19 protein-coding genes are annotated in these 24,769 nt (G+C 63.7%); 18 read left to right on the forward strand and 1 reads right to left on the reverse strand.

The window, feature by feature from the left end; genetic code table 11:
- Window positions 1–326 (forward strand): WD40 repeat domain-containing protein (locus NI2_RS08915; protein WP_371851951.1); only part of this gene is annotated, 326 nt, incomplete at its 5' end.
- Window positions 327–1,327: 1,001 nt separating this feature from the next.
- Here NI2_RS08915 and NI2_RS08920 read toward each other — a convergent pair.
- Window positions 1,328–1,672, reverse strand: coding sequence for a hypothetical protein (locus NI2_RS08920; RefSeq protein ID WP_133734071.1), 345 nt, complete (start codon window positions 1,670–1,672; stop codon window positions 1,328–1,330).
- A gap of 273 nt (window positions 1,673–1,945) precedes the next feature.
- On the opposite strand from NI2_RS08920, the gene NI2_RS08925 reads away from it, so the two are divergent.
- From NI2_RS08925 to NI2_RS09005, 17 genes are all read left to right on the forward strand, one after another.
- On the forward strand, window positions 1,946–2,653 hold the full coding sequence (locus NI2_RS08925; RefSeq protein WP_208115357.1) for a helix-turn-helix domain-containing protein: 708 nt from the start codon (window positions 1,946–1,948) through the stop codon (window positions 2,651–2,653).
- 245 nt (window positions 2,654–2,898) lie between these two features.
- Window positions 2,899–3,666 (forward strand): TauD/TfdA dioxygenase family protein, encoded by a 768-nt coding sequence (locus NI2_RS08930; protein WP_084476216.1) that lies wholly within the window; start codon window positions 2,899–2,901, stop codon window positions 3,664–3,666.
- A gap of 13 nt (window positions 3,667–3,679) precedes the next feature.
- Window positions 3,680–4,993 (forward strand): asparagine synthase C-terminal domain-containing protein, encoded by a 1,314-nt coding sequence (locus NI2_RS08935; protein WP_067488362.1) that lies wholly within the window; start codon window positions 3,680–3,682, stop codon window positions 4,991–4,993.
- A gap of 18 nt (window positions 4,994–5,011) precedes the next feature.
- A complete protein-coding gene (locus NI2_RS08940) occupies window positions 5,012–5,791 on the forward strand; it encodes an enoyl-CoA hydratase/isomerase family protein (RefSeq protein ID WP_067488364.1) in 780 nt (259 codons plus the stop codon).
- Window positions 5,791–10,182, forward strand: a complete 4,392-nt coding sequence (locus NI2_RS08945; RefSeq protein ID WP_084476218.1) for an AMP-binding protein — start codon at window positions 5,791–5,793, stop codon at window positions 10,180–10,182. Before NI2_RS08940 ends, NI2_RS08945 begins: the two co-directional genes overlap by 1 nt.
- Window positions 10,175–13,909, forward strand: coding sequence for a non-ribosomal peptide synthetase (locus NI2_RS08950; protein WP_067488368.1), 3,735 nt, complete (start codon window positions 10,175–10,177; stop codon window positions 13,907–13,909). Before NI2_RS08945 ends, NI2_RS08950 begins: the two co-directional genes overlap by 8 nt.
- Window positions 13,906–14,160 (forward strand): acyl carrier protein, encoded by a 255-nt coding sequence (locus tag NI2_RS08955; RefSeq protein WP_067488370.1) that lies wholly within the window; start codon window positions 13,906–13,908, stop codon window positions 14,158–14,160. Before NI2_RS08950 ends, NI2_RS08955 begins: the two co-directional genes overlap by 4 nt.
- A gap of 113 nt (window positions 14,161–14,273) precedes the next feature.
- Window positions 14,274–15,269, forward strand: coding sequence for an acyl-CoA dehydrogenase family protein (locus NI2_RS08960; RefSeq protein WP_243749937.1), 996 nt, complete (start codon window positions 14,274–14,276; stop codon window positions 15,267–15,269).
- Window positions 15,270–15,274: 5 nt separating this feature from the next.
- Window positions 15,275–16,045 (forward strand): TauD/TfdA family dioxygenase, encoded by a 771-nt coding sequence (locus NI2_RS08965; RefSeq protein ID WP_166655780.1) that lies wholly within the window; start codon window positions 15,275–15,277, stop codon window positions 16,043–16,045.
- An 80-nt stretch (window positions 16,046–16,125) separates the two neighbouring features.
- Window positions 16,126–17,499: an MFS transporter gene (locus tag NI2_RS08970; RefSeq protein WP_243749938.1), complete on the forward strand. Its 1,374-nt coding sequence runs from the start codon at window positions 16,126–16,128 to the stop codon at window positions 17,497–17,499.
- A complete protein-coding gene (locus NI2_RS08975; RefSeq protein WP_067488376.1) occupies window positions 17,496–18,701 on the forward strand; it encodes a cytochrome P450 family protein in 1,206 nt (401 codons plus the stop codon). Before NI2_RS08970 ends, NI2_RS08975 begins: the two co-directional genes overlap by 4 nt.
- 17 nt (window positions 18,702–18,718) lie before the next feature.
- Window positions 18,719–19,501, forward strand: a complete 783-nt coding sequence (locus NI2_RS08980; RefSeq protein WP_067488378.1) for a phytanoyl-CoA dioxygenase family protein — start codon at window positions 18,719–18,721, stop codon at window positions 19,499–19,501.
- Window positions 19,486–20,610, forward strand: coding sequence for a zinc-binding dehydrogenase (locus tag NI2_RS08985; protein ID WP_243749939.1), 1,125 nt, complete (start codon window positions 19,486–19,488; stop codon window positions 20,608–20,610). The genes NI2_RS08980 and NI2_RS08985 overlap by 16 nt, the downstream gene beginning before the upstream one ends.
- Window positions 20,610–21,050: a methylmalonyl-CoA epimerase gene (gene mce / locus NI2_RS08990; protein ID WP_208115358.1), complete on the forward strand. Its 441-nt coding sequence runs from the start codon at window positions 20,610–20,612 to the stop codon at window positions 21,048–21,050. Before NI2_RS08985 ends, mce begins: the two co-directional genes overlap by 1 nt.
- Before the next feature lie 37 nt (window positions 21,051–21,087).
- On the forward strand, window positions 21,088–22,410 hold the full coding sequence (ccrA, locus tag NI2_RS08995) for a crotonyl-CoA carboxylase/reductase (protein ID WP_067488382.1): 1,323 nt from the start codon (window positions 21,088–21,090) through the stop codon (window positions 22,408–22,410).
- A 19-nt stretch (window positions 22,411–22,429) separates the two neighbouring features.
- Entirely contained in the window at window positions 22,430–24,259 is a 1,830-nt protein-coding gene (locus NI2_RS09000) for an acyl-CoA dehydrogenase (RefSeq protein ID WP_067488384.1), read from the forward strand.
- Window positions 24,260–24,289: 30 nt separating this feature from the next.
- The gene (locus NI2_RS09005) at window positions 24,290–24,733 is read left to right on the forward strand and encodes a VOC family protein (protein WP_067488522.1); all 444 of its coding nucleotides are present in this window, start codon (window positions 24,290–24,292) and stop codon (window positions 24,731–24,733) included.
- Window positions 24,734–24,769 lie beyond the last annotated feature (36 nt).

Here is a 24,769-nt window from a genome sequence, read left to right on the forward strand (position 1 = left end):
GCGATGACACGGTGCGGGTGTGGGACCCCGACACGGATCAACCCCTGAGGCCACCGTTGACCGGCCACACCCTCCACGTGTTGTCGGTGGCATTCGGGACCCGCCCGGACGGCACCCTGCTACTGGCCAGCAGCAGCGACGATTGTACGGTCCGGATCTGGAACCCCGACACCGACCAACCCCTCGGGCCACCGTTGACCGGCCACACCAACTCGGTATCGTCGGTGGCATTCGGGACCCGCCCGGACAGCACCCTGCTGCTGGCAGTCGCCGGCGAGGAGCTTGGCGTCGAATTGGTGCTGGCCACCAATTTGGGGTCAGCGTGAGGCTGGCCAGTTGTGCGGACGACCCCGTGGTCAACACACGATCTGTGTGCAAGTCCCCCGTCCCGCACAGATGTTTAGCCGATGAGTCATATTTTGCACGCCTTAAGGAGTTCGAGCCAGTTAAACGCTCATCGCTCTCAGACGTAAAGACGCTGCCCACCCCAGCATCCGACGCGACACACATCAACCACACATAAATGACCGGAATCAGCGGGAAACTATGGGAAGTGACCAGAACACGACGTTCGTGAAAATTCTGGTCTACCAGTAGTTTTGGGAACTTTCGGGCACCTTCGGGACGACCCGAACCGTCGTCAAGTGGACCCCTCTCGGGACCCGATTGCGCCCGCTCTGGCACCTACGTACCCAACGGACGCCCTGGCGTGGCAGAGACCACAAACCTTGAGCTTCAGGTCCCCAGGCCTAGTTCTGCGAGGTTCCCCAGATTTCGACGGCGCGCTTCACGAGCCGCCAAGCACGTGCCGATTCGGTCGGGACCTGCGGGTGGCGACGGTGTGGGTTGGGTCTGCGGTCCCCGCCCCACACCATCACGGGAATGGTAGTCAGTTCTGTTGTGCCCCAAGCTCTTCTGTGATCATCGCTACTCGGATCGAGAGGCCCGCCGGCTCAGCGGAAAGGGACGACGCTTCGGCCCCTGCCATCCACCGGGGCCGCCGGCTGCCCAGCGCTGGATAACCCGCCCTTCCGCCCTTGGCGGTTCCCCTCGTTCCATGGGCCGACATCACACCCACCCCCACAGGAGTCCGTATCGGTGGCTCGTTCGGGCACGCTGGAGTCGAGCGCGAGGACTGGAAGGCCAGAAACGCGGCCTCGTACTCGTCGGCGCCCGCGCAAGGGTCATCTGCCACGGCAAGTAGACCGCGGGACCGGATCAGATGCGCGACAACGGATGAGGGCAACCAGGTTCAGCTTCTCGAGCGGTCCTTCCCGCCGGTTTCCGGTTGATCTGATCGGACCCGTGCGAATGCCACGAAGCGCGATCAGGCGGGGATCATCGCCCCCGCGTAGGCCCCCGCCGCACCGCCTGCAGCGGCACTGTCTGCTGCACCGGCCATCATGCCGGGTGCTCCGAACAGCACGACTCCGGCCAAGGTCCCTACTCCAGCACCCACGCCCGCACCGACCCCGCATCCGAGTGCCGGCACGACGACACAGCCCACGGCCCCGCCCGCCAGGCCACCGGCGACAGCCAGGGGGATCGTCGGCACAAACCCGGCGGCGGCACCGGCGGCACCGCCGGCCAGCGCTCCCACCGTGGCACCGGCGACGAGCCCGTTGAACACATACGGGCTGTTTGGGCGTCCGTCGACGAACGGCTCTGACACCCCATATACACCTCGGACGCGGTTGCTGTCCCAGCAACACCACCCGGTTTGTCAAACGCGGTCAGTGTGCTTCAGTACCCGGAGCGTCAAGTCGCGACGGCAGGACGAAGAGGGATGATCGCGTACGCGGCCGTCGCTCGATTAGACGTCACATCAGAAACTAGAACATGTTCTTGTCAAGATCGGTAGCGTTGGGTACCTTCGAGATCGGAGTTGGCAACAATGCCGGTGGGAAAGGCGGGGGCCGCCGTGGATGCGGATATTGTAGACCAAGTGGATCGACCGAAACTGGCGTTGGATCGCGCCATTACGGGACCGAACGATCCTGTCGCCAAAATCGACGGAATAGCGCAGCTGATCCCCGGGGGCGAATGGAGTACCGACCTGCAGCGACGTCTGAAATCGGTGCAGAGGGAGATTGTTCTCGCCGTCTCCGACCCAATCCGGATGGAGCGTCGGTATCCGACAGCAGAATTGCTGGTACGCGATATGCTAACCGTGGGCAAACGGGTCCGGATATTAGTATCACCCAAATACGCTGACAGCCGAGGCGAGCGCGCTCTACGCGCCGGATGCCCGTTGATCGACCGGATACGCGTCACCTACACCGACTTCCACAACGCGATGATCGTCGATCGTCGCGAGGCCGTCGTATGGGCTTCTGCAGACGGGGCCCCGCGGGCGTATCTGTTCACCGGCAAGGTTCTGCCGGGCTCGATCGGGAAGTTTGTCACGCGGGCCTGGTCTGTGGGTCTTCCCCTACGTAACCATATGGAACTGCGGCGCAAGGACTTCGACTCCACCGCAATCACGGTGATGCGCTATCTCAACGCCGGGGTGACCGATGAGGTTGCGGCACGGCAGCTTTCAGTCTCGCCGCGCACCTACCGCCGGCACGTTGCCGACATCATGGCCCGCCTCGACACCACCACCCGTTTTCAGCTAGGGGCGCGCGCGGTAGAACTGGGCCTATTGCACTGAGTTGGGCCAGGCGCTACCCGAAAGTTGGCCGTTTGTGGCCACATAAGACGCTGTACCCACAGTGAAACTTGACCTATCGTGGATAGCGCACCAAAGATGATGCACGGTTGATTCGGTTCGACCGCCGGACTAGTAGTCTTTTCTCTCACTGTCTCGATGTCGGCCTGCGCGCGTGTAAAGGAGTTCAAGCACTGAGCAGGTACGATGCGTGGCTCGATTCTGCTCGGATGTAACGAGGATAAGCAATGTATGACATCCAAGAAATTGCCGAACAAGTGACGTTCTCGACGTCCAATTGGCGCGGTAAGTTCCAAGAAGCACTTGACAAGTTCGGCTTTGCAATCATCGAACCAGCCGATACAGATGACCATCCTATCCAGTTGGAGGACATCATGCTCCCGCTGGGCGATCCGGTCGAGTACGGATTCGGCACCAAGCTGGCTCTCGAACCACTGGAGAATTCGGTTAATCTGCAGTTCACCACCAAGGGAATGCGACTGCACGCGGACTCCACGTTCAATTCGGGGCCGTTGGTGAAGTACATCGGAATGCAGTGCCTGACCGCACCCGAGGTAGGCGGAGAAACGCTAGTGGCACGATCCTCGGCGTTTTTCGACAATGCTGCGGAAGATCTACTCAAGACGATGCGGAATATCGTCATCGAATACCGCAACCGCATCGGAGGATATTACAAGGACCGCGCGGAGGGTGATCACCCACGCCTGGCTCCGATCCAGGTCGACCCCGATACGGGCGAGGAGAAGCTCGTCGTCGGATTCACCGACCCGAAGGATCCTATGCGAACCCACGACGCCACCGTCGTCGGATACGACGCCGATCAGAGCGCGGAGCTACTATGCAGAATCGAAGAGACACTGCATCTTCCGAGTGTGCTCTACCGACACCAGTGGCGGGTCGGCCAAATCGTGGTGCTGGACAATCGACGAGTTCTGCACGGACGAGCAGCATTTCCGAATCAGTCGCGCAAACTGATTCGGCTGTCGGTCGCCTGATGTCGAGGCCGAAATGAAGAACTATCCCTCGGTGTCCTTGGAGGGCTGGATCACGCCCTTCGGACTGGCATTCGCCGATGCCGCCGATGCCGGCAGACTGACGGTCGAGGAATACGGCCGGGAGTGGCCCCTACCCGCGGGCGGGCCGGACAGCTGCGGCACGATCGAGTGGAGCAACGACGCGGTCGTGGTCCGCACGAACCGGCTGAATCCGACGACGCTGTATTACTGGGTTCACCCCGATTCCGATCGCTTTCTTATCGGAACCGACCGCGCCGGGTTGCTCGCCCGCATCGTCGCCGCAACCGGGTCTCACACCGATCACCCGCCGTACCCCATCGGTGCGGGGCGAACAGTGACGTTCTCGACCACCCATGGCGGCCTCACCGTCGAGGACACGGTAACCGCACGCTGGACGTCGGCTCCTATCTCCGGTGAGACCGCGCACGAGGCCGGGAACCGACAGATCGCGGCCCTGCGCCGCGAGATCGCCGCCGTCGGCGGACCGCGTCCGATCACGGTCGTGGTGTCGGGCGGGGTGGATTCGGGGCTGGTGGCGGCGCTGGCCGAGCAGGCGGGAATAGTCGACCATCTGGCGAGCCTGGGCACGCCTTGGGGCGACGAATACCCCGAGGCCGACGAACTCGGCGCCCACCTCGGTGTTCCGGTGCGACGAATCGCCTTGTCGGAGGAAGAGATTCTGCGGGCCCTGCCCGAAACCGTGCGTATGCTCGGCACCACTGACCGCGAAACCGTCGCGGCGGGAGTGAATCTCGTTGCCGTCTACCGACAGGGGACGATTCCCGCCGGGACCATTCTGACCGGTGTGGGCGCGGACCTCATCAATTCGGGAAACCGAGACGGCTCGGGCCCCGTCGCCGATATCCAGAAGGCAGTCGCTGAACGGCTGGCGGAGGCGGCGGCGAGTTCCGAACTCACCGGTGTCGGAGCCGCGGTCCACGGATACGCACTACGACACATGTATTGGAATTCCTCGGTCGTTCAAGCGGCCTTGGATACCGCGCCCGAGGTCATGCGGTACCGGGACCGGGAAAAGGGGCATATGCGCCTGGCCGCCGAGCAACTGGTGCCCGACAGCGTCGCGTGGCGGCCCAAACAGGCCTTGCATCATGGCAGCGGCGTGGAACGCAATCTCGACGCCGCGGTCGCACGACTCATCGGGGTGGAGCAGGTCGACGCCGAACGATTCTACAGGTTGATCGAGGCCCAGCTAGTCGAGGCGCTGCTCAAATCTCCGGACGGCCCTATCCATTCTGATGACTGTCTCAAGGCGGCGATTTCCGCCTATCTGATCGAAAACCAGTGACACGCTAAGGGGTTATATATGAGGCGAATCGAGATCGAGGATGTCGCGGGCGTGCGCCTCCTGACACTTACGCACGAAAAATACACCAATCCGATCGGCAAGCAGACCGCTGCGGACCTGATGAAGGCCCTCGCCGAGGCCGATCGGGACGACGGGGTGAGCGCGGTCGTGGTCACCGGTGGACGCGATCGCTGTTTCAGCGCGGGAGGCGACTTCAACGAAGCACGCATGCTGTTGGACGACGACATCGTGGACGAAACCATCGCCTGGTGCACCGATATGTATCTGGCCGTGTTGAACTGCGGAAAACCCGCCGTCGCTGCTGTGGATCATCACGCCATCGGCCTCGGATTCCAGCTGGCGATGATGTTCGACTGGAAGATCATGTCGTCGCGGGCCGATTTCATCATGCCCGAACTGGAGCACGGAATCGGCGCCTCGGTCGGCGCCACCGTGCTGACGACCACCTGCAGTTACGACGTTGCGCGCCACGTGATCATGTCGTGCCAACCGATCGGACCCGAGGCAGCGCTGCGTTACACCATGGTGGACGAGGTGTGCGAACCAGAGTTTCTGATCGATCGCGCCGTGGCCCGCGCCCGACGGCTAGGGAGTTACCCCCGCATCGCATTTGCCGGCACAAAACGCGTGTCCACTGAGCCCATGCGCACAGCGCTGCAGCGTACCCTCCCAGCCTCGCAGGCAGTTCACCGCAACGGGTTCAAGGCGAAGGCCATGCACAAACACTTCAGGCGTGTGCTCGGCACATCGGACGAGAAAGCGGTCGACGCGAATTGATGTCGTTGTATCCGAACCTTCGTCGCATCGCCATACGGCGGCCCGATGCACCGGCACTGATCGACTTCGATAAAGAAGTCACCTCGTATGGCCGACTGCTCGCAACAACAGACGCCATCGCTGAAACACTTTGTTCCGCTGCACATTCCGGCCACATACTGGGGATCGCGGTGGACGATCCCCTCGGGTTCGTCGCCACGTATTTCGCGGCGGCAAAGTGCAACCTGGTGACCATATTGTTGGATGGCCGATCGACATCGACGGACCTTGCGCGTATGGCGGCGAGATTCGACCTGGATCTTCTGGTTCGCGACGGCGACTCCGGGCCCGGGTCAATCTGTATCGAGAACGTCCGCACCGATGGGCGCAGGGCCCACGCCTACTGCTCCGGCGATTTCGTCGTGCACTGCACGTCGGGATCGACCGGCGCACCGAAGGGCATCGTGATGAGCCAGGCGGCGGTAGCCGCCCGCGTGCAATCCTGGAGCCGTGAGTGTGCGCTGCGACCGACAGACGTGGTGCTGTGCGCTCTCCCGCTATGGCACGGCCATGGAATCGACGTCCTGACCCTACCGACCCTGCTGGCCGGCGCGACGGTCGTTTTCACTCGCGGGTCGCATCTGACCGCCCGGGGCTTGACGCGGGCGATCCACCACCATGCGGTCACGATCGTCAGTGGTCTGCCGGTGATGTATCAGATGCTCGTCGGCGCGCAAGGCGTGAACGCGTCGATGCTGTCGTCGTTGCGCCTAGCCCTCACCGGCAGCGCACCCATTTCCGCCGACACGCAGGTGCAATTCGCCGAGCGGTTCGGGCTTCCGCTCCGTCAGGGGTACGGTCTCGGCGAAATCGGTATCATCGCATGGGACTCCGAGTATGCCGGGCCCGGCATGATCGGCTTTCCGGTGCGCGATGTCGAGATCCGGTTGGAGCCGACCGACGACGAATCGGTGTTCGAACTCCTGGCGCGGGGACCATCGCTTGCTCGCGGCTACTACCGCGACCCCGAAGCCGAGCACTCAATGTTCGCTGACGGCTGGCTGCGTACCCACGACCTGATCGCGGTCGAAGCGAACGGCTGGTCGGTGCGGGGGCGCAAATCCACCTTCATCAATGTAACCGGAAACAAGGTCGCGCCGATCGAGATCGAGGTCGCACTGCGCGCCTGTGCGGGCGTCGGCGACTGCGCGGTGGTCGGGGTGGACGACGGCGACGGCGGCGAGCAGGTCGCAGCGTTGGTCGTCGCGGACGGTTCTCGCGATGCCGAGGCGATTCGCCGACGGGTCGCGAGGCATCTGCGCCCATACCAGCTACCACAGCTGTATTCGTTCGCCGACGCCATACCGCGGACCGCTGTCGGGAAGACCGACTACGACGCAGTACGGCGAGCCGTCGAAAGGCTCGGGGCAGACCGGGATTTCATCCACGGGCGGCCAGCGGATAGTGCCGTCGAATGGGGCGACCGCCGCCTCACCTATGCCGAGCTCGAGAGTGCTGTCGCGGCCCTGGCCAATCGACTCATCACGCTGGCACCGCCGCGGACCGCGGTCCTCGTCCTGGGGCCTCTGTGTCCGGCCTATCTCGTCGGGCTGCTGGCGACCTGGCGGGCGGGGGCCGTGCCGGTGCCCGTCGATGCCGGGACGAGCGCGAATCGGTATGCCTGGCTGGAGCGGCGTCTGGGCCCGGCGGTGGTGATCAGCACTGACGTCACCACAGTGGACCAGTATGCGGGAGCCGCCTCCGGCGCCGGAGAGATAGTGCTCGATTCGGACACCGGTGCGATCGTGATCGATTCTGTTCCCGAAACTGCCTGCACTGCATCTACTTTTACTGACCCAGATGCGAGTTATGTGATTCCGACCTCCGGATCCACAGGCGAACCCAAGGCCATCGTCGGCAGTCGCCGGGGATTGCGGGACTTCCTCGCCTGGTTCAGCAAAGAATTCGGACTGACTAAAGCCGACCGTTGCGCGGCGCTGACCCGGGTGAACTTCGATCCCTCGCTGCGCGAGCTGCTCGGGGTGCTCGGGGTCGGTGGCACCGTGGTACTACCGGCGATCGACGCACGATCGGATCTATCACGCCTGGCCGGCCACCTGATCGACACGCGGCCGACCATAGTGTTCCTCGTGCCCTCGGTCGCGACCCGACTGGCCGCAGAACCACGGCTGGCGGGCACGGTGCTCACCGAACTTCGTTTGATCTTCTGCGCGGGCGAGGTGCTGGGCAGACGGGTCGTCGAGCAGTGGACGGTGCTGGCGCCCAACGCCGAGATCGTCAACTTGTATGGACAGACCGAGGCCACCCTCGCCCAGCTGTACCGTCGGAATGCGCAGGACGTCACCACCCACCCGATACCGGTAGGTGTGCCACGGCCGGGCATCGAGGTCTCGGTAGACCACGACGGCTCCGGGATCGGCGAGGTGTATCTGGCCTCCGAATCACCCGCGCTTGGGGTTCTGGGCCTCGAATCCGGTGCCGTTCACCGGATCGTTCCAATCCCGAATCCGCTGCCCACCGGCGATCTCGGATACCGTACCGGCGGAGGCGAGCTCGTCGTCCTGGGCCGGGCGGGCAACGACATCAAGTACAGCGGTCGGCGAATCTCGTTCCACGAGTTCGTCGATGCCGTCGTGCAACTCCCGGGGGTCGTGCAGTGCGTAGTAGTCGATCGAGATGGGCCGCAGGTCTTTGTCTCCACCGATCGCGCCGAGAACATGCGGACCTCGATCGAGAAGCTCGGCCGGCGTTTCGACCTGCCGCGGTTCGTCGTCCACCTGCGGTCGGACCTGCCCTCGCTGCGCAATGGCAAGGTGGACCGCCGCGCACTGCTAGCCTCTTTGAACGACACCACGACGGCAGCCCCCACACCAGAGGCGACCGCAGGCGACGGATCCGAGCTCGAACAGCAGCTATGTGCGCTACTGGGGATGGAGCACGCGGACATCGGCTTCGTCGAGGTCGGGGTGACCTCCCTGGACATGCTCGCGGCGCTCACGACAATAAACCGCACGTACGGGGTCACACTCACCACGCCCGAATGCTTCGGCCTACGCACTACCCGTGAGCTGGCCAAGGAGATCCGCGCCCGCCGAACCGACGATGTGCCGACTCCCAGCGAGCAACCCGTCGGGATTGACACGGCGCGGGACTACCCGCTGTCAACCCGTCAGGTGGCGTACATCCGGATCTGCATGCCGGGCGGCAACGCCAACTGGTGCAATTTGTCTCGGGAGATTCGATTCGACCGGCCGTGGACTAGCAGGGCTTTCGAGGAGGCACTGCGTACGCTGCTCGAGCGTCACGATGCGCTCGGGCTCGCTCTCACCCCGGATTGGCAGCGCCAAACCTTCACTCCAGCAGCAGAACTGACACCTTCGGTCGAGGTCGTCGATCTGGCGGTCGCGACGTCCGCCCCAGAATTTCGAGACCGTGTAGAATCCGCCCGTGCGGCCCTGGTGAGCAGGTTGATCGATCCCTCCGCGCCGCCTCCGCTGCGGGTGGTCTTGGTACGCGGGACCGACGGGTGCTCGGCAATCGTCGCCGCGCACCACCTGTTCGTTGATGGCCCTGGCATGGATGTGCTGGCCGCCGATCTTCGTGCGGCGGTGTCCGGAAGACCGCGTTCCGTGAGCGCCGGCACGGGTACCTATCGCGCTTACTGCCTGGCAACGGCGCGATCGGACCGGCGGGGCGTATCCGCTACCTATTGGCGGGATTTGCTCACCGATGTCGATCAGGTCCACCTGCCCGAGTCCGAGGACGGCGATGGGGCATCCGGAGAATTGCTCTCCCTGCCGTTCGGGGTGCTCCACACACGGGGAATTCACCAGATCGCACAGACATTGGGGGTGTCGGCATTTGCGGTGGTGCTCGCAGCCTTCGAGGCAGCCGTGTCCACCATCTTCGATGTTCGGGGGCTGCCGATCGTTGTCGCCAATCAGCAGCGGGCGGGCGTAGATGCGTCCGTGGTCGGCATGTTCACCGGCACCCTCATCGTCCGGGCGACCGGTTCGGCGTCGCTGCCGGATGCCGTCAAGGCTCTCGCCGATCAGCTGGCGGCGGGGACCGAGCATAGCGATTGGGAGTTCGACCAGCGCATTGCCGATCTGAACCTGCCCGCGACCGACTACTTCCCCCTGTCCACGGTCCTGTTCAACCAGCGTCCCGTGCCGCGAGGAACCCCGGTACGCGAGCTCGGGTCGTGGCGACCACGCTCGCTGGGACGGTCACTGCGCTACCAGCTGCAGGGCGAGCTTCAAATGTCCGGGGCCGACATGGTCATGACGTACTACTACCGCCGGGGAATCGGCGGCGCCGAGATCATCCACCGCGTTCACCGCACACTGCTGTGGGCTATCGGTGCAGCACAGGAGACGATTCATGCCTGAATTCGCGTCGGTCACGCTGCCCTCTACTATCGCCCTCGGACCGATTCAGCGCGCCTATCTGGTCGGGGACCAAGAGGGGCTGGAACTACGCAGCCCGGCCAGGTACTACCTGGCTTGTGAGCTGAACACCGAACTCGTAGACGGACTACAGCAGCGCGTCGATCGTCTGATCGGCACCCACCCCATCCTGCGCACCCGCATCGGTGCGGACCTAACACCGACCCCGATGCCTGAGGATGCCAGGCTCACCGTCGTAGTTCGCGAGACCACACCGCAGACCTTCACCACCGTGGACGCTGAGGTTGCCGACGAATTTAGGTGCGACACTCTGGAATTCGATGACTGGCCTCAGATGCGGATCACCGTTGTCCGCTCCGATAAGCGAGCCCGGCTGCACATCGTCTACGCCATGTGGCTGATGGACGGGGTCGGGCTGGCACGATTTCTGACCGATTTGGTGGCGACGGATCATCCGCAAACCCCGAAGGCGACAGTCGCGCCCGCACCACCCGAAGGCCCCCGCGCGCGCGACGAAAAATACTGGCGCGCAATCGCAACTACCTTGGCCGAGGCTGCGGATCTGCCCTTGCGGCCGGGCTGGCGACAGGCCGGCCGCGCCGTCGAGCATCGCATCGTGCGCGTCGACCCCGAGGCGGGGCAAGCGCTTGCAGCCACGGCACGGGCGCACGGGCTGACGGTCCCGATGATTTTCCTCACCGTATACGGGACGCTGCTGGGTTCCATGGGCGGCGGCCGAGCTCACACCATCACCCTGGTTCAACCGCGGCACCGATGCCAGGACGAAGGTGTGGCAATCAGCAACTGTGGAACCACCGTGCCGCTGCAGATTCCAGCGGCGGAGGGGCGCGACTTCGTCACCCTCGCGCGCGAAGTCCAGAGCTGCTATCTGGAGCATTCCCTGCATTCGTCGTTGAGCGGAATTGATATTGCCCGCCTGACGGGCCGACCCGCCGACCGGCGGCGGCTGGCCCACCCCTTCGCGTTCACCGCGGTCGAGCTCGACAGCGAGCGCGAAAGGGCTTCAGGGCTGCAACGAGATTGGGATAGCGTTCAGATGCGCGTCCCGCAGGTACTGCTCGACCATCAGGTCGGCGTCGATGCTGACGGCTCGATACTGCTCGGTTTCGACTGGCGCACAGATGCGTTCGACGATGGATTCGTCGGCGATCTCGTCGCGCAGTACACCCGGATTGTGCAGCGCCTGGCGAGCGATGACAAGACCTGGACTCGTCCACCACAGCGACCGGCATTCCTGGCGCATGACACACTGCATCGTCGCGTGCTGCACACTGCCGAGCGCATGCCTGACGCGATTGCAGTTCGTGACGCCGATGGGCTGCTCTCCTACGCCGACCTGGTCGACGCCGCCGCAGATATCGCGCATCGTCTGGTGAGTGTCGGAGCCGAGGTCGGCGAACGGGTCGGGATCCACATGGCCCGTGGGCGCGGTCAGATCGCGGCCGCGCTCGGAACGCTCATGGCGGGCTGTGTGTTCGTACCGCTCGATCGCGGTCTGCCGCCCGGCCGTCTCGACCGCATCACCCGCCAGGCGAGCCTGCGCTCGGTCGTGACCGACGCCGACGAGACCATGATCGACGGGTGGCTGATGCGTGGAGTCACGGCAGTCACGGTTTCTGATCCGCCAACGGCGCATGCGAACCCTCGTGTACAGGACCGTGGCTCGGCAGATGTCGCGTACGTGATCTTCACGTCCGGATCGACCGGAGAGCCGAAAGGCGTCGTGATCCGACACACCGCCGTGCTGAACACTATCGAGGCGGTCAACAGTCTGATCGATCTCACACCCTCGGATTCCGTTCTCGCGGTGTCCTCGCTCGGATTCGACCTGTCGATCTACGACATCTTCGGACCCTTGCTCGTCGGTGCGACAGTCGTAATGCTGTCGGAGGACGCTGCTCGAAAGCCGTCCGCATGGACCAGGTCGGTGTCTGAACACGGCGTGACTGTCTGGAACTCGGCGCCGGCCCTAGCCGGGCTCCTGAGCGAAGAAGGTGTCGCACTCCCGGGCGTCCGCGTCTATCTGCTCAGTGGCGACTGGATTCCCCAACAGCTGCCCGCAGCGCTCCAGCAAATCTCCGCCGATGCCGAGGTGATAAGTCTCGGCGGAGCGACCGAGGGATCGATCTGGTCGATCTACCATCGCGTCACACCGGACGACAGGATAGGACGGTCAATTCCGTACGGAAGACCATTGCCTGGGCAGAACATTCTGGTCTTGGACGACCAGCGTCGACCCATCCCTGACTGGCATGTCGGCGATATTTACATCGCGGGCCGCGGTGTCGCCGACGGCTACCTCGATGACCCCGACCGGACTGCGGCCGCCTTCATCGACGATCCCGAGTACGGGTGGATCTATCGGACCGGCGATCGCGGGCGGCGCGATCGCCACGGCGTGGTCGAATTCCTCGGCCGCTTGGACAGTCAGGTGAAGGTCAACGGGCACCGAGTCGAGCTAGGTGAGATCGAATCCGTGCTCGACACGCTTGAATTCGTCCGACGCAGCGCCGTCTGCGTCGGCGACGACGGTGGCGGAGTCGCGGCATATGCCGTCATCTCAGAGCTGGCACCGCCAACCTGGGCGTCGCAAGCCATAACTGTGCTGCGCGACGAACTGCCCTCCTACATGGTTCCCTATGCCCTCGTCGCGGTGAACGAGATTCCGTTGACCAGCAACGGAAAGATCGATCACCAGCGGCTACGAGCGATCGCACCCACAGCTGCCGATGCGGCCGACACAGCAAAACCGCCCGGAGGCGGCCTGCACGTGCAGGAGGTGGCCGCGTGCTGGACCGAGGTGCTGGGCCGCGCACCCGGCCGGGACAGCTTTTTCGAATCAGGCGGCGGCTCACTAGATGCTATTCGGCTGCTGTCGTTGCTGCGGACGAAGCTGGGCTACGACATTCCGTTCGGAATATTCGTGAGCGATCCCACGGTGTCGGGCCTGGCCGGGCTGTGCGCGAATGCGCGGCAGGCGACGGAATCGGCGGTGTGGAGTTTCGCGCCCCGGAGCGTGGATCGCCCACGCGGTCGCGTGGTCTTCTTTCCGCCCGTCGGTGGTGGTGTCTCGTGCTATTCCGAGCTGATCCACAGTGTGGCCGGCGATCTCGATGTGCGTGTGCTCGGGTTCGATAGCCCGTTAGGTGATCAGCCCGCGATGGATGAAATCGCCGCGGCCTGCCTGCGTGAACTCGCCGCGCACGACTCCGACACGGATGTGGTGTTCGTCGGTTGGTCGTTCGGCGGTGCCCTCGCCGTCGAGGCCGCGCACAAAGCCCCATATCCAGTGCGACGTGTCGTCGCGATCGACACCCCCGTCTCAACGGCCGCGCGGCGATGCGACGATGACGAGGCCGCTTTGCTGGCGGGATTCGTCGGTGACGTCCAGCAGTCGGGGGGCGTGGCTGTCCGCGCGGCGGACGTGCGTACCGATCAGACCCTGCGCCGCAGATTTGACGTCTACAAGCAGAACATGGTGGCGCTGCGCGAGTGGCATCCCCCCGTCGGCATACCGCACGTCGTCGAACTACGAGCCGCCGAATATCCGGCCGAGCCTGATCCGCGAGCGTGGAGCCGAGTGGCGGACAGTCCACCGAGCATCCTGCTAGGGGGAGGACATTTCGACGTATTCGAGCCCGACAACGCCAGGCGCATCCAGGACGAGATCGAAAGTGCATTCCAATGAGCGAAGCCGACATCAAGCAGGTGATCGCCGACGAGCTCGGTGCTCGCGGCTACCAGATCGGCCCCGATGAATTCGCCGCGGACCTCATCAGCGTCGGCGTCAATTCTGTGAATCTGGTCCGAGTGCTCACCACACTCGAAGAGCAGTACAACATCGAATTCGAGCCTACCGGATTCTTTCGCGAGCCGGTGACCGTCGTCCGCCTCGCCCAGAAGATCATCGGGCTCCTGGCGCAGAGTGCGAGCGCATGACGGCCATCGAGTACGACCACGACGCGCGCCTGACCGCCCGGGCTTTCGATGTCGCGGAGCTGGCCGCTGACCGGGCCGAAGAGGCCGAATCGGCGCGCACTCCGGATATCACAGTGGTCGACGCGGTCGTCGACGCGGGATTCGCACGCCATTTCGCGCCGCCGGAATTCGCCGGCGCTGGCGGATCGTTCACCGCACTGGCCCGGGCGGCGGCCACCGTCGGCGCCCGATGCCCGGCCACGGCATGGTGTGCGGTGCTGGCGGCCCTCATGACACGAGGAGCGGGTGCCCTGTCGGTCGAAGGCCAGCGACGCCTGTGGGGCGACAGACCCGACGTGCTCATTGCCGGTGGCGTGCTGCCAAAGGGCATCGTATCCCCGGGAGACGGCGGCTGGATATTGTCGGGGGTGTGGCCCACCGTGTCGGCCTGCGAATGCGCGGACTGGGTGCTACTGGCCGCCATCGTCGAGTCCGGCGGCGAGCCGACAGGACGAATATGCCTTGTGCCGCAGTCAGATATCCGCATCGAACGGACGTGGGACAGCACCGGGATGCTCGCCACTGGGAGCCACACCGTGGTCGCCGAGCAGCTGTTCGTTCCCGCGTCGCTGACGTTTCCGTCGAGCGCGCTCACCGAGACCGACTCTCCGCCGGTCGGCCCCGACGGTAGAGCGGTGCCCATGCTGGCGGTCAATTCCCTCGCCTTCTCTATGCCGATATTGGGCGCGGCCCGCGGAGCGCTGCGACTGTGGCAGCAACTGGTCGCGACTCGGGACCTCACCTACATCGCACCGGTGTATGCCCGCGCGTCGAGTGAGATCGACGCGGCGGGATTGATTCTCGAGCGGGTCGCCTACCTCGCCGATACCGCATCGACCTTCAGTCGAGCCGACGTTGTCCGCAACAGGCGCGACTGCGCCTTCGCCGCAGGGCTTCTGGTCGATGCCGTGGATCGGCTATTCCGCGCCTCGGGCTCTGGCGGGCACAGCACCAGTGCCCCACTGCAGCGACTGTGGCGCGACGTCCACACCGCGGGATCGCATGCCGCACTCCAATTCGGCCCCATCGCAACGGCCTACACCCAACACACCTTGGGCACGAGTTCATGAAGGGCATGCCTGTGCAGACAACTACCGATATGAGGGAATTGGCCGAGCACGCGCGCTGCGACCGCAGTCCTCGGTCCCGCTACCGCGACAAGCTCGAGCAGTACGGGTTCGTCGTGCTCGAGTCAGACGGCAATGAGTGCCTGACGCTCGAGGACATCATGGCTTCCCTCGGCGAGCCGGTCGAATACGGATACGGCACGAAACTGATCCAGGAGCAGCGTCCGCAGACCAACAACTCGCAGTTCCGAACCGGCGCGATTCCGATGCACGCTGACGGGTTCTTCAATGCCGACGGCGTGCGCTATATCGGACTGGAGTGTCTGGAGGCTCCACCCACAGGAGGCGAGACACTCATCGCCACCAGCAGCTCATTCTTCGCCTCCGCTCCGAGCGACCTCGTGGCGAGACTACGCGATATCGAGATCGAGTACCGCTCGAATGTCTCCGGATTCTACAACGAGCGGCCGGACGGAAATCTCGTGGTCGCTCCGATCCAGGTGGATCCGGTCACGGGCGGCGATGCACTGCGCATGGGAGTGGACTACCCGGAGGACCCGACACGCAACTTCCAAGCATCGGTGGTCGGCTACACCAGGAAACAGAGCCTCGCGCTATTCGAACAGCTCGATACAGTGTTCTGCCGCCCAGAGGTCACCTATGCGCACCGATGGGAGGTGGGCCAGATCCTCATCATGGACAACTTGCGCGTGGTGCACGGTAGATCCGCCTACCCGGTTGACGCACCCAGAAAGATGGTACGCATCTCGGTTTCCTGAGCCAGTCGCCGGAGAATAACGTGTCCAATTCCGCTGCACCATTAGAAATATCGAATAGCGTCCGTGGGAAGAGTTTGATCTTGGCGGGTCTGCTCGTCTGCCAGTTGATGATCATCGTCGACGTAACGGTCATGAACGTCGCACTCCCCCGGATCAAATCCGACCTGAATTTCAGCGCTACCGGATTGTCATGGGTGATCGACGCGTACACGCTGGTGTTCGCCGGGCTGCTCCTATTGGGTGGGCGGGCCGGCGACCTGCTCGGGCGACGACGGGTGTTCATTGCAGGCATCGCACTGTTCGCGGCGGCCTCCCTGGTCGGCGGCCTGGCACAGGGCCCGTCCTGGCTGCTTATCGCCCGCGTGGGGCAGGGTATCGGCGCGGCCTTGGCAGCGCCGAACACCCTCGCGCTGCTGACCGCCCTCTATACCGAGCGCTCGGCGCGGATGAAGGCATTGTCGCTGTATTCAGCGATGGCGGGTGCGGGATTCGCACTCGGGTTGATTGCCGGTGGCCTGCTCACCGAATGGCTGACCTGGCGGTCCGTACTGTTCATTAATGTTCCACTCGGCGGTTTCGCGCTTGTCGTGATATCGCGGAATCTGCCGACCGTAGAGCGAAATACAGGTCGGCTGGGTCTTCCCGGAGCGACCGCCGCAACCGCCGGGATCTCCGCACTAGTGTACGGATTCATCTGTGCGGGATCGAACGGCTGGGACGACCCGGTAGCTGGGGCCGCACTCGCGCTCGGCGCTTTCCTGACCATCATCTTCCTTGCGATAGAACATAATTCAGCGCAACCGCTCCTGCCGTTGCGGCTGTTCACCGAACGCGACCGCGCGGCTGCCTACGGCACAGTGTTCGTAGGATACATGAGCAGCATGTCGATGTTCTTCTTTATGACGCTCTACCTGCAGGACGCGCTCGGCTTCAGCCCGCTTGCCACCGGGCTGGCATTTCTGCCCACTGCACTACTGATGTTCGCCATGATCCGGGTTATCCCGCACATGCTGCAGCGTTTCGGTCCAAGACGGGTCACCATGGTCGGCGCGGCGATACTGTTCGCCGGGCTTGCGCTGCCGACCCAATTGAACACCAACACTGCTTATTTTCCCCTGGTATTCATAACAGCGGCGCTGATGGGCTGCGGTACGGGACTTGCCCTCATGCCGCTAAGTGTCATTGTCATGGCCGATATTCCTCCGGATCTGGCGAGCGTGGCGGGTGGGTCGTTGCAAGCGACTCAGCAGACCGGCGCCGCTCTCGGTTTAGCCATCCTGATCACAGTATTCGGTGGCTCGACCCGACACCTGACCGCAGCACCGGACCAGGTCCTCGTCCACGGCGTGACCTCGGCCTTCACCGCTGCCGCGGTCATGGGGATTCTGACATTCATGGGGACGCTTCTATTTCGGCATCACCGATCCGACACTGTGCACAAGGATGAACAATGACCGCTGATTCGATACATCGCCTGACCGAGGACTTCTACCGAAATCCCCAGGACACCTACCGCGTCCTCAACGAACACGGCCGGGTTCACCACGTCCAGTTACCGAATGGCTTGCGCGCGTGGATGGTCACGGGATACGACCTGGCGAAACAGGTGCTCAGCGACCCGACTATCAGCAAGGATCTGTACGGTCCGGCCGGCACACTGGCCCAGTTGAACGCCAACATACCGCTGCGTCTGGATCCGCCGGTGAACGACAACCTCGTGTATTCCGATCCGCCGCGGCACACTCGTTTGCGCAAGATCGCTATGAGGGCGCTGACCGGGCGGGCGATCCGTGAGTTCGATTCGAAAATCCCGCAGATCGCAGAATCAATTCTAGAATCGGTGGGCACGGCGGCCGAGGTCGACATTCTCAGCGCCTACGCGTACCCGTTCACCGTCACCGTGGTATGCGAACTTATCGGCATCGACCCCGCCGACCGGGGCGAGTTCCAGGGCTGGCTGCAGACTCAACTGTCAGCCGCTGGAACCCCCGAGAAGTACGCCGCTGCGGCCAGTTTCGAGAAGTATGTGTACCGACTGATGGACCTGCGCGACGGACGACCCGCCACAGACTTCCTCTCCGATCTTATGAGACCGCCCGACGACGGTGAACGGCTGGAGCGGAGGGAGTTGGTCGCCATGGTAAACGCGCTGCTACTCGGCGGCCAGGAGACAACCGCAGCACTCATTGGGAATTCCATCCTGACGATGCTGCGGCGTCCCGGGCTGATGCAGGAGCTGCGTGCGGATCCGGGAATCGTGCCAGCATTCATCGAGGAAATGCTGCGCTACGAGAGTTCCGGCAATGTCTCGCCGCCGCGATTCACAACAGCGCCGATCGAAATCGGCGGGCAGAAGATCGATTCGGGGCAGGTCGTGGTCGTATCGCTGGCCAGCGCCAACCGCGACCCGAACAAGTTCGAGCGACCGGACGAGCTCGAGCCGAACCGACTCGACAATCGACATCTCGCCTTCGGCTACGGCATTCACCGCTGTGCCGGTGCAGCTCTGGCCCGGCGGGAGGCCCAGGTGGCCGTGTCGAGTCTGCTGGCGCATTACTCCGATATCTCCGCAGCCACGGACCTCGAAACGCTCCGTTGGCAGTCCAGCTCCATTACCCACGGGTTGGTGTCCCTTCCCGTACGTGTGAAAATATGAAACAAAGGTTGTCTGAAATGCGGCTGACAGATCAGCAGATCCGAAGTTACGAATCCGATGGATTTCTCGTGCTGGAATCCGTGTTCAACGAGTACGAAGTCGCTTCGCTGCTCGATGCGATGGACACCGATGACGCCGAGGGCCCGCATCGGATCCTCGACGCGGAGGCGAACGAGCTCGTGGCCCTGTACGGCTCGCATCAACGTATCGACGTTTTCGCCGATCTCGTTCGCTCGCCACAGCTGCTGCACCCGGCCCGCACACTCGTGGGTGGGGACGTATATGTCTACCAGTTCAAGATCAATGTGAAGCCCGCTTTCGGCAAGGACCGAGTGTCATGGCATCAGGATTATACTGCGTGGAAGATCGCCGACTGGCTGCCGTCTGCACGACTGGTCAATGCCGCGCTGCTACTAGACGAGGCAACGGAGTTCAACGGCCCGTTGATCTTCGTGCCCGGCTCGCATCAGACAGGCAGTCTGCGTGACAAGCGCGACAAGGCATCGGCTTCGGAGCTGCACCTCGACCCGGAGGACATCGCCCTGCAGCCGCAGAACGTCGCCCACCTGGTCGATAAGTTCGGGATGCGTAGCGTGCAGGCGCCGGCCGGATCCGTGGTCTTGTTCTCCCCGGAGATCGTTCACGGGTCGGCGCCGAACATGTCGCCGACCCGGCGACGGCTGCTCATCGCAACCTACAACTCCTGCTCCAACCTTCCCCGGACCGCCGAACCGCGCGCCAGTTACCTGGTCGGCGACGATGTGCGCCCGCTGGAATCACCTGTGTGGAGCCAGAAGTGATGGCGCGCGCGGTCGTTCTCGACAAATTCGGCGCAACGCCGTCGCTGCGGGAGTTCAGCATCCCCGAACCCGAGGCGGGCGAACTCCTGATCGCTGGCACCTACGGCGGTGTGTGCGGCACGGATCTGCATCTGCAGCGAGGGCATCTGCCGATTCCGTTGCCACTGGTCCTCGGTCACGAGGGGCTGGGCACGGTCAGCCAAATCGGAGGTGACATGACCGATGCCCTGGGCGAGCAACTCTCGCCGGGCGACCGTGTTATGTGGGCATCCTCTATCGCGTGTGGCACCTGTGTGCCGTGCCGACAGTATCGCGAGCCTACTTTGTGCGAGAACCGACTCACGTATGGTGTCAATCGCCCTGCACTCGAAGGTGATGCGCTATCGGGAGCGTGGGCGGAATATATTCGACTACATCCCGGCGCCGCCGTGATCAAGGTGCCGGACGCGATAGACGATCTTACAGCCATTGCCTTCGCCTGTGCCGGACCAACCATGGTCCATGCGCTGTTCGAACGACGCCCCGTGCGTCTAGGCGAAACCGTGGTTGTGCAGGGCAGCGGTCCGGTCGGCCTCGCCGCCGCGGCGTTCGCCCAGCTGGCCGGTGCTCAGCGCGTGATCATCGTGGGCGGCCCTGCGGGGCGCCTAGAGAAGGCGAAACAGAGCGGTATCGGCGACGAGCACATCGACATCATCGATCAGGGGCCGGAAGCGGCCGCACGGCAGGTTCGTGAGCTAGTACCCGCAGGAGCAGATCTCGTCGTCGAATGCACTGGGGTGCCTGAAGCCGTCGCACAGGGCATCGGATTCGCGCGCCGCGGCGGTGCATACCTGATTGTCGGCCAGTACACCGACGCGGGGCCAACCACAATCAACCCGCATCACATCGTGCGCCAGCAACTGACTGTCGTGGGCTCGTGGGCGTTCTCCGGAGCGCATCTGGTCGAGTACGTACGGATGCTGCCGGCACTGGCATCCCGCTTCGATCTGTCCAGGCTCGTGACCGTCTACCCACTCGAAGAATTCGCCAATGCGCTGACCGCGGTCGGGCAAGGGCGCGTACTCAAAGCGGTGCTGGCCGCGACCCGTGCCCAGAGAGGGAGGGAGTGATGAGTCTGTTCACCCGGCTCGATCATGTCGGTATTGCGTGCCACGATCTGGATCAGGCTGTCCGCCTCTATCGAGCGGCGTTCGACCTCGAAGTATGTCACCGCGAGCGCAATGACGACCAGGGCGTCGTCGAAGCTATGATCCGGCTCAATGGCGCCGACGATGGTGGCGCCACCTATATCCAATTGCTCGCGCCGACCCGGGCGGATTCTCCGGTAGGTAAGTTCCTGCGGACGCGGGGTGAGGGCTTGCACCACGTCGCGTTCGGGTGCGCCGACGTCGATCGGGCCTCGGCGGTGCTGCGGGCTCGCGGTGTGGACGTTCTCTTCGATCCGCCGCGGGCGGCCTCGATGGGATCACGTGCCACCTTTCTCCATCCCCACGACTGCGGCGGCGTTCTGGTGGAAATAGTCACTGCCGCCACCATCCAATCGCATTAATACCCATCGGCTAACGCCGGTGAAAGAAGGATTGAAAATGGACGAGTTGTCTACTGCTGTCGTGTCGGGGGCATCACCCGAGGAACTCGAGCGTATTCCGGTGCCCACCCGGTACACCGCTGCACATGTGCGCGCCAAGGATGTCGAGATGTTCTCGGAGGTGACCGACAAGGATGTCCGAAAATCCATTCATGTGGGGCCAGTGGACATGCCCGAGCTCGCCCCCGACGAGGTACTGATCGCCGTCATGGCGGCGGCAATGAATTACAACACCGTCTGGTCCGCCATATTCGAGCCGCTGCCGACGTTCAACTTCCTGCGGCACTACGGGAAGCAGGGCGGATGGGCCGCGCGCCACGATCAGCCGTTCCACGTACTCGGGTCCGACGCGTCGGGGGTCGTGGTGCGCGTCGGCTCTGGTGTGCGCAAGTGGAAGGTGGGAGACCATGTCGTGGTCGCGACCGCTCACGTCGACGATCAGGAGCCGCTGACCCATCACGACGGCATGATGGGTGACGAGCAGCGGGCATGGGGGTTCGAGACCAACTTCGGCGGGCTGGCGCACTACGCCGTCGCCCGGGCTAGTCAGTTGCTGCCCAAGGCCGACCATCTGAGCTGGGAGGAAGCAGCCTGCAATCCTTTGTGCGCGGGGACCGCCTACCGCATGCTCGTCGGTGAGCATGGTGCGCGCATGCGGCAGGGCGATGTGGTTCTCATCTGGGGAGCTGCCGGCGGCTTGGGTGGATATGCCGTGCAGTTCGTTCGCAACGGCGGCGGTATTCCGATCGGCGTGGTCAGTTCGCCGGAGAAGGCGGCGATCGCCCGGCGGCTCGGCTGCGAAACGGTGATCGACCGACGAGAGATCGGCGAGATCTCGGCCGATCCCGATGCCACGGTGCGCGCGGGACGGAAGCTGGGGAAATTGATCCGGCAGGAGATCGGGGAGGATCCCCGAATAGTTTTCGAACACGTCGGCAGAGATACGTTCGGGATTTCTGTCTTCGTAGCGGCCCGCGGCGGAACTATCGTCACGTGCGGTTCGAGCACCGGGTACGCGCACAATTTCGACAACCGCTATCTGTGGATGCGGATGAAGAAGATCATCGGCAGCCACGGAGCCAACCTATACGAGCAGTCGCAGGTCAATCGGTTGATCCAACAAGGGCGTATCTCACCAATGCTGTCTGAGGTCTACCCGCTTGCAGAGGTCGGGGAGGCCGCGCGCGGGATTCAAGAGAACACACACATTGGCAAGGTCGGGGTGCTTTGCTTGGCTCCGTCGGAGGGCCTCGGCGTCACCGATGCCGACCTGCGTGCCCGTATCGGCGAGGATCACCTCGCCCCGATCCGGACCATGTAGCGGGAGGGGGCAGTCGAATATGGGGCACTACCGAAGCAATGTTCGTGACCTGGAGTTCAACCTCTTCGAGGTATTGGGCCTGGGTTCGGTTCTGGAAAGCGGTGCGTTCGGCGAGCTGGAGGCCGACACCGTCAAGGAGATGATCAACGAGGTTCGCCGTTTGGCTGAGGGCCCGTTGGGTGAGTCGTTCGCCGATGCCGATCGCAATCCACCGGTGTTCGATCCAGAGACCCACCGTGTCGCGCTGCCCGAGACGTTCAAGCGCAGCTATCGCTGCCTGGTCGACGTCGGATGCGAGAAGCTCGGTATTGCAGCAGAATTGGGCGGTATCACGGTGCCGTCGATCGTGCTGTGGGCGCTGTCCGAGCTCATTCTGGGCGCCCAACCCGCAGCGTATTTCTACGGTATGGCCGGGGCACAGTTCGCGAACATCTTCTTCGACAACGCGACTGATGAGCAGAAGAGGTGGGCGCAGATCGCGGTCGAGCAGGGTTGGGGCGCGACGATGATGCTCACCGAACCCGACGCCGGTTCGGATGTGGGCGCCGGTCGCACCAAGGCGATCGAGCAGGGCGACGGGTCCTGGCACATCGAAGGTGTGAAGCGGTTTATCACCTCCGCCGATTCCGATGACCTGTTCCCCAACATCATGCATCTGGTGCTGGCGCGCCCCGAGGGCGCGGGCCCTGGTACCAAGGGCCTGTCGCTGTTCTTCGTGCCTATGTTCCACTTCGACCCCGCCACGGGGGCACTCGGCGATCGCAACGGCGTGTTCGTCACCGGCCTCGAGCACAAAATGGGCCTGAAGGTATCGGCAACCTGCGAGGTGGCTTTCGGCAGGCACGGTATCCCAGCCAAAGGCTGGCTCGTCGGTGAGGTCCACGACGGTATCTCGCAGATGTTCAAGGTCATTGAGCACGCCCGGATGATGGTGGGCACCAAGGCGATCGCGACCTTGTCGACCGGCTACCTGAACGCTCTCGACTACGCCAAGCAGCGCGTGCAGGGTGCCGACCTGACCCAGATGACCGACAAGACCGCGCCGCGCGTCACCATAACCCACCACCCAGATGTGCGGCGCAGTCTCGCAATGCAGAAGGCCTATGCCGAAGGTCTGCGCGCGGTCTACCTATACACCGCCGCGCACCAGGACCCCGTTGTCGCCGAGCACGTCTCCGGCATCGACGCTGATTTGGCCGCACGCGTTAACGGTTTGCTGCTGCCGATTGTCAAGGGTGTCGGCTCCGAGCGCGCCTACCAGTACCTGACCGATTCGCTGCAGACCTTCGGTGGCTCCGGCTTCCTGCAGGACTACCCGATCGAGCAGTACATCCGCGACGCGAAGATCGACTCGCTGTACGAGGGCACCACCGCCATCCAGGCGCAGGACTTCTTCTTCCGCAAGATCGCCCGCGACCGCGGTGTGGCCCTGGCCCACGTGGCAGACCAGGTGCAGAAGTTCATCAGCTCCGAAGCCGGCAACGGCCGCCTGAAGGCCGAGCGCAAGCTGCTGGCCACCGCCCTCGAAGACGTGCAGGCCATGGCCGCCACCCTCACCGGGCACCTGATGGGCGCCCAGGACCAGCCGACCGAGCTGTACAAGGTCGGCCTGGGTTCGGTCCGCTTCCTGATGGCCGTCGGTGACCTGGTCATCGGCTGGCAGCTGCTGCGTCAGGCCGAGGTCGCTATAGCCGCCCTCGACAGCGGTTCGGACGAGGCGTTCTACCACGGCAAGGCCGCGATCGCGCAGTTCTTCGCCCGCAACGTCCTGCCCGAACTGACCTCTACACGCACCGTGCTGTCCGACCTCGACAACGACATCATGAAACTTGCCGAAGCAGCCTTCTGAGCAATGCTGCGCAATCAGAGGACTTCACCGATGAACGAATTGTTCGGCCGCGCACACCACATCTGCATCGTGGTCGCTGATGTCGACGCCGCGATCGGCTACTACGAGAACCTCGGAATAGGAAACTGGCAGCCCTATCCGGATCTTTCACAATACGATAACGAAGAACTCGATGTACCCGACCGACGGGCATTCCTCGCATTGCGCTATGTCTACACCGATGCCGTTGCCGGACTGCAGCTGCAGTTGGTCGAGCCCGGCCCCGGTGACACACCACAGCGGCGATTTCTTGAGCGTACCGGCGGCGGTGTCTTCCACGTCGGTTTCGCGGTGGATGATATCGACGCGTCGACCGAAACCGCCTGCGCTGCGGGGATTCCGGTCATGATGTCCGGCCGACGTGACGACCGCACCGGGTTCAGCTATCTCGACACCTCCGAACGCGCGGGGGTCGTCCTCGAGATTCGACGATGACGCCGGGTGGCCGCCTGACAAAAGTTAGAACATGTT

This window comes from Nocardia ignorata NBRC 108230 (assembly GCF_001612905.1).
GTDB lineage: Bacteria > Actinomycetota > Actinomycetes > Mycobacteriales > Mycobacteriaceae > Nocardia > Nocardia ignorata.

Bases quoted from the DNA above. Each gene is read 5' to 3' on its own strand.
- NI2_RS08940 (WP_067488364.1), top strand. From the start codon at position 5,012: ATGAGGCGAATCGAGATCGAGGATGTCGCGGGCGTGCGCCTCCTGACA.
- NI2_RS08975 (WP_067488376.1), top strand. From the start codon at position 17,496: ATGACCGCTGATTCGATACATCGCCTGACCGAGGACTTCTACCGAAAT.
- ccrA (WP_067488382.1), top strand. From the start codon at position 21,088: ATGGACGAGTTGTCTACTGCTGTCGTGTCGGGGGCATCACCCGAGGAA.
- NI2_RS08955 (WP_067488370.1), top strand. From the start codon at position 13,906: ATGAGCGAAGCCGACATCAAGCAGGTGATCGCCGACGAGCTCGGTGCT.
- NI2_RS09000 (WP_067488384.1), top strand. From the start codon at position 22,430: ATGGGGCACTACCGAAGCAATGTTCGTGACCTGGAGTTCAACCTCTTC.
- NI2_RS08930 (WP_084476216.1), top strand. From the start codon at position 2,899: ATGTATGACATCCAAGAAATTGCCGAACAAGTGACGTTCTCGACGTCC.
- NI2_RS08945 (WP_084476218.1), top strand. From the start codon at position 5,791: ATGTCGTTGTATCCGAACCTTCGTCGCATCGCCATACGGCGGCCCGAT.
- NI2_RS08980 (WP_067488378.1), top strand. From the start codon at position 18,719: ATGCGGCTGACAGATCAGCAGATCCGAAGTTACGAATCCGATGGATTT.
- NI2_RS09005 (WP_067488522.1), top strand. From the start codon at position 24,290: ATGAACGAATTGTTCGGCCGCGCACACCACATCTGCATCGTGGTCGCT.
- mce (WP_208115358.1), top strand. From the start codon at position 20,610: ATGAGTCTGTTCACCCGGCTCGATCATGTCGGTATTGCGTGCCACGAT.
- NI2_RS08935 (WP_067488362.1), top strand. From the start codon at position 3,680: ATGAAGAACTATCCCTCGGTGTCCTTGGAGGGCTGGATCACGCCCTTC.
- NI2_RS08950 (WP_067488368.1), top strand. From the start codon at position 10,175: ATGCCTGAATTCGCGTCGGTCACGCTGCCCTCTACTATCGCCCTCGGA.
- NI2_RS08965 (WP_166655780.1), top strand. From the start codon at position 15,275: ATGCCTGTGCAGACAACTACCGATATGAGGGAATTGGCCGAGCACGCG.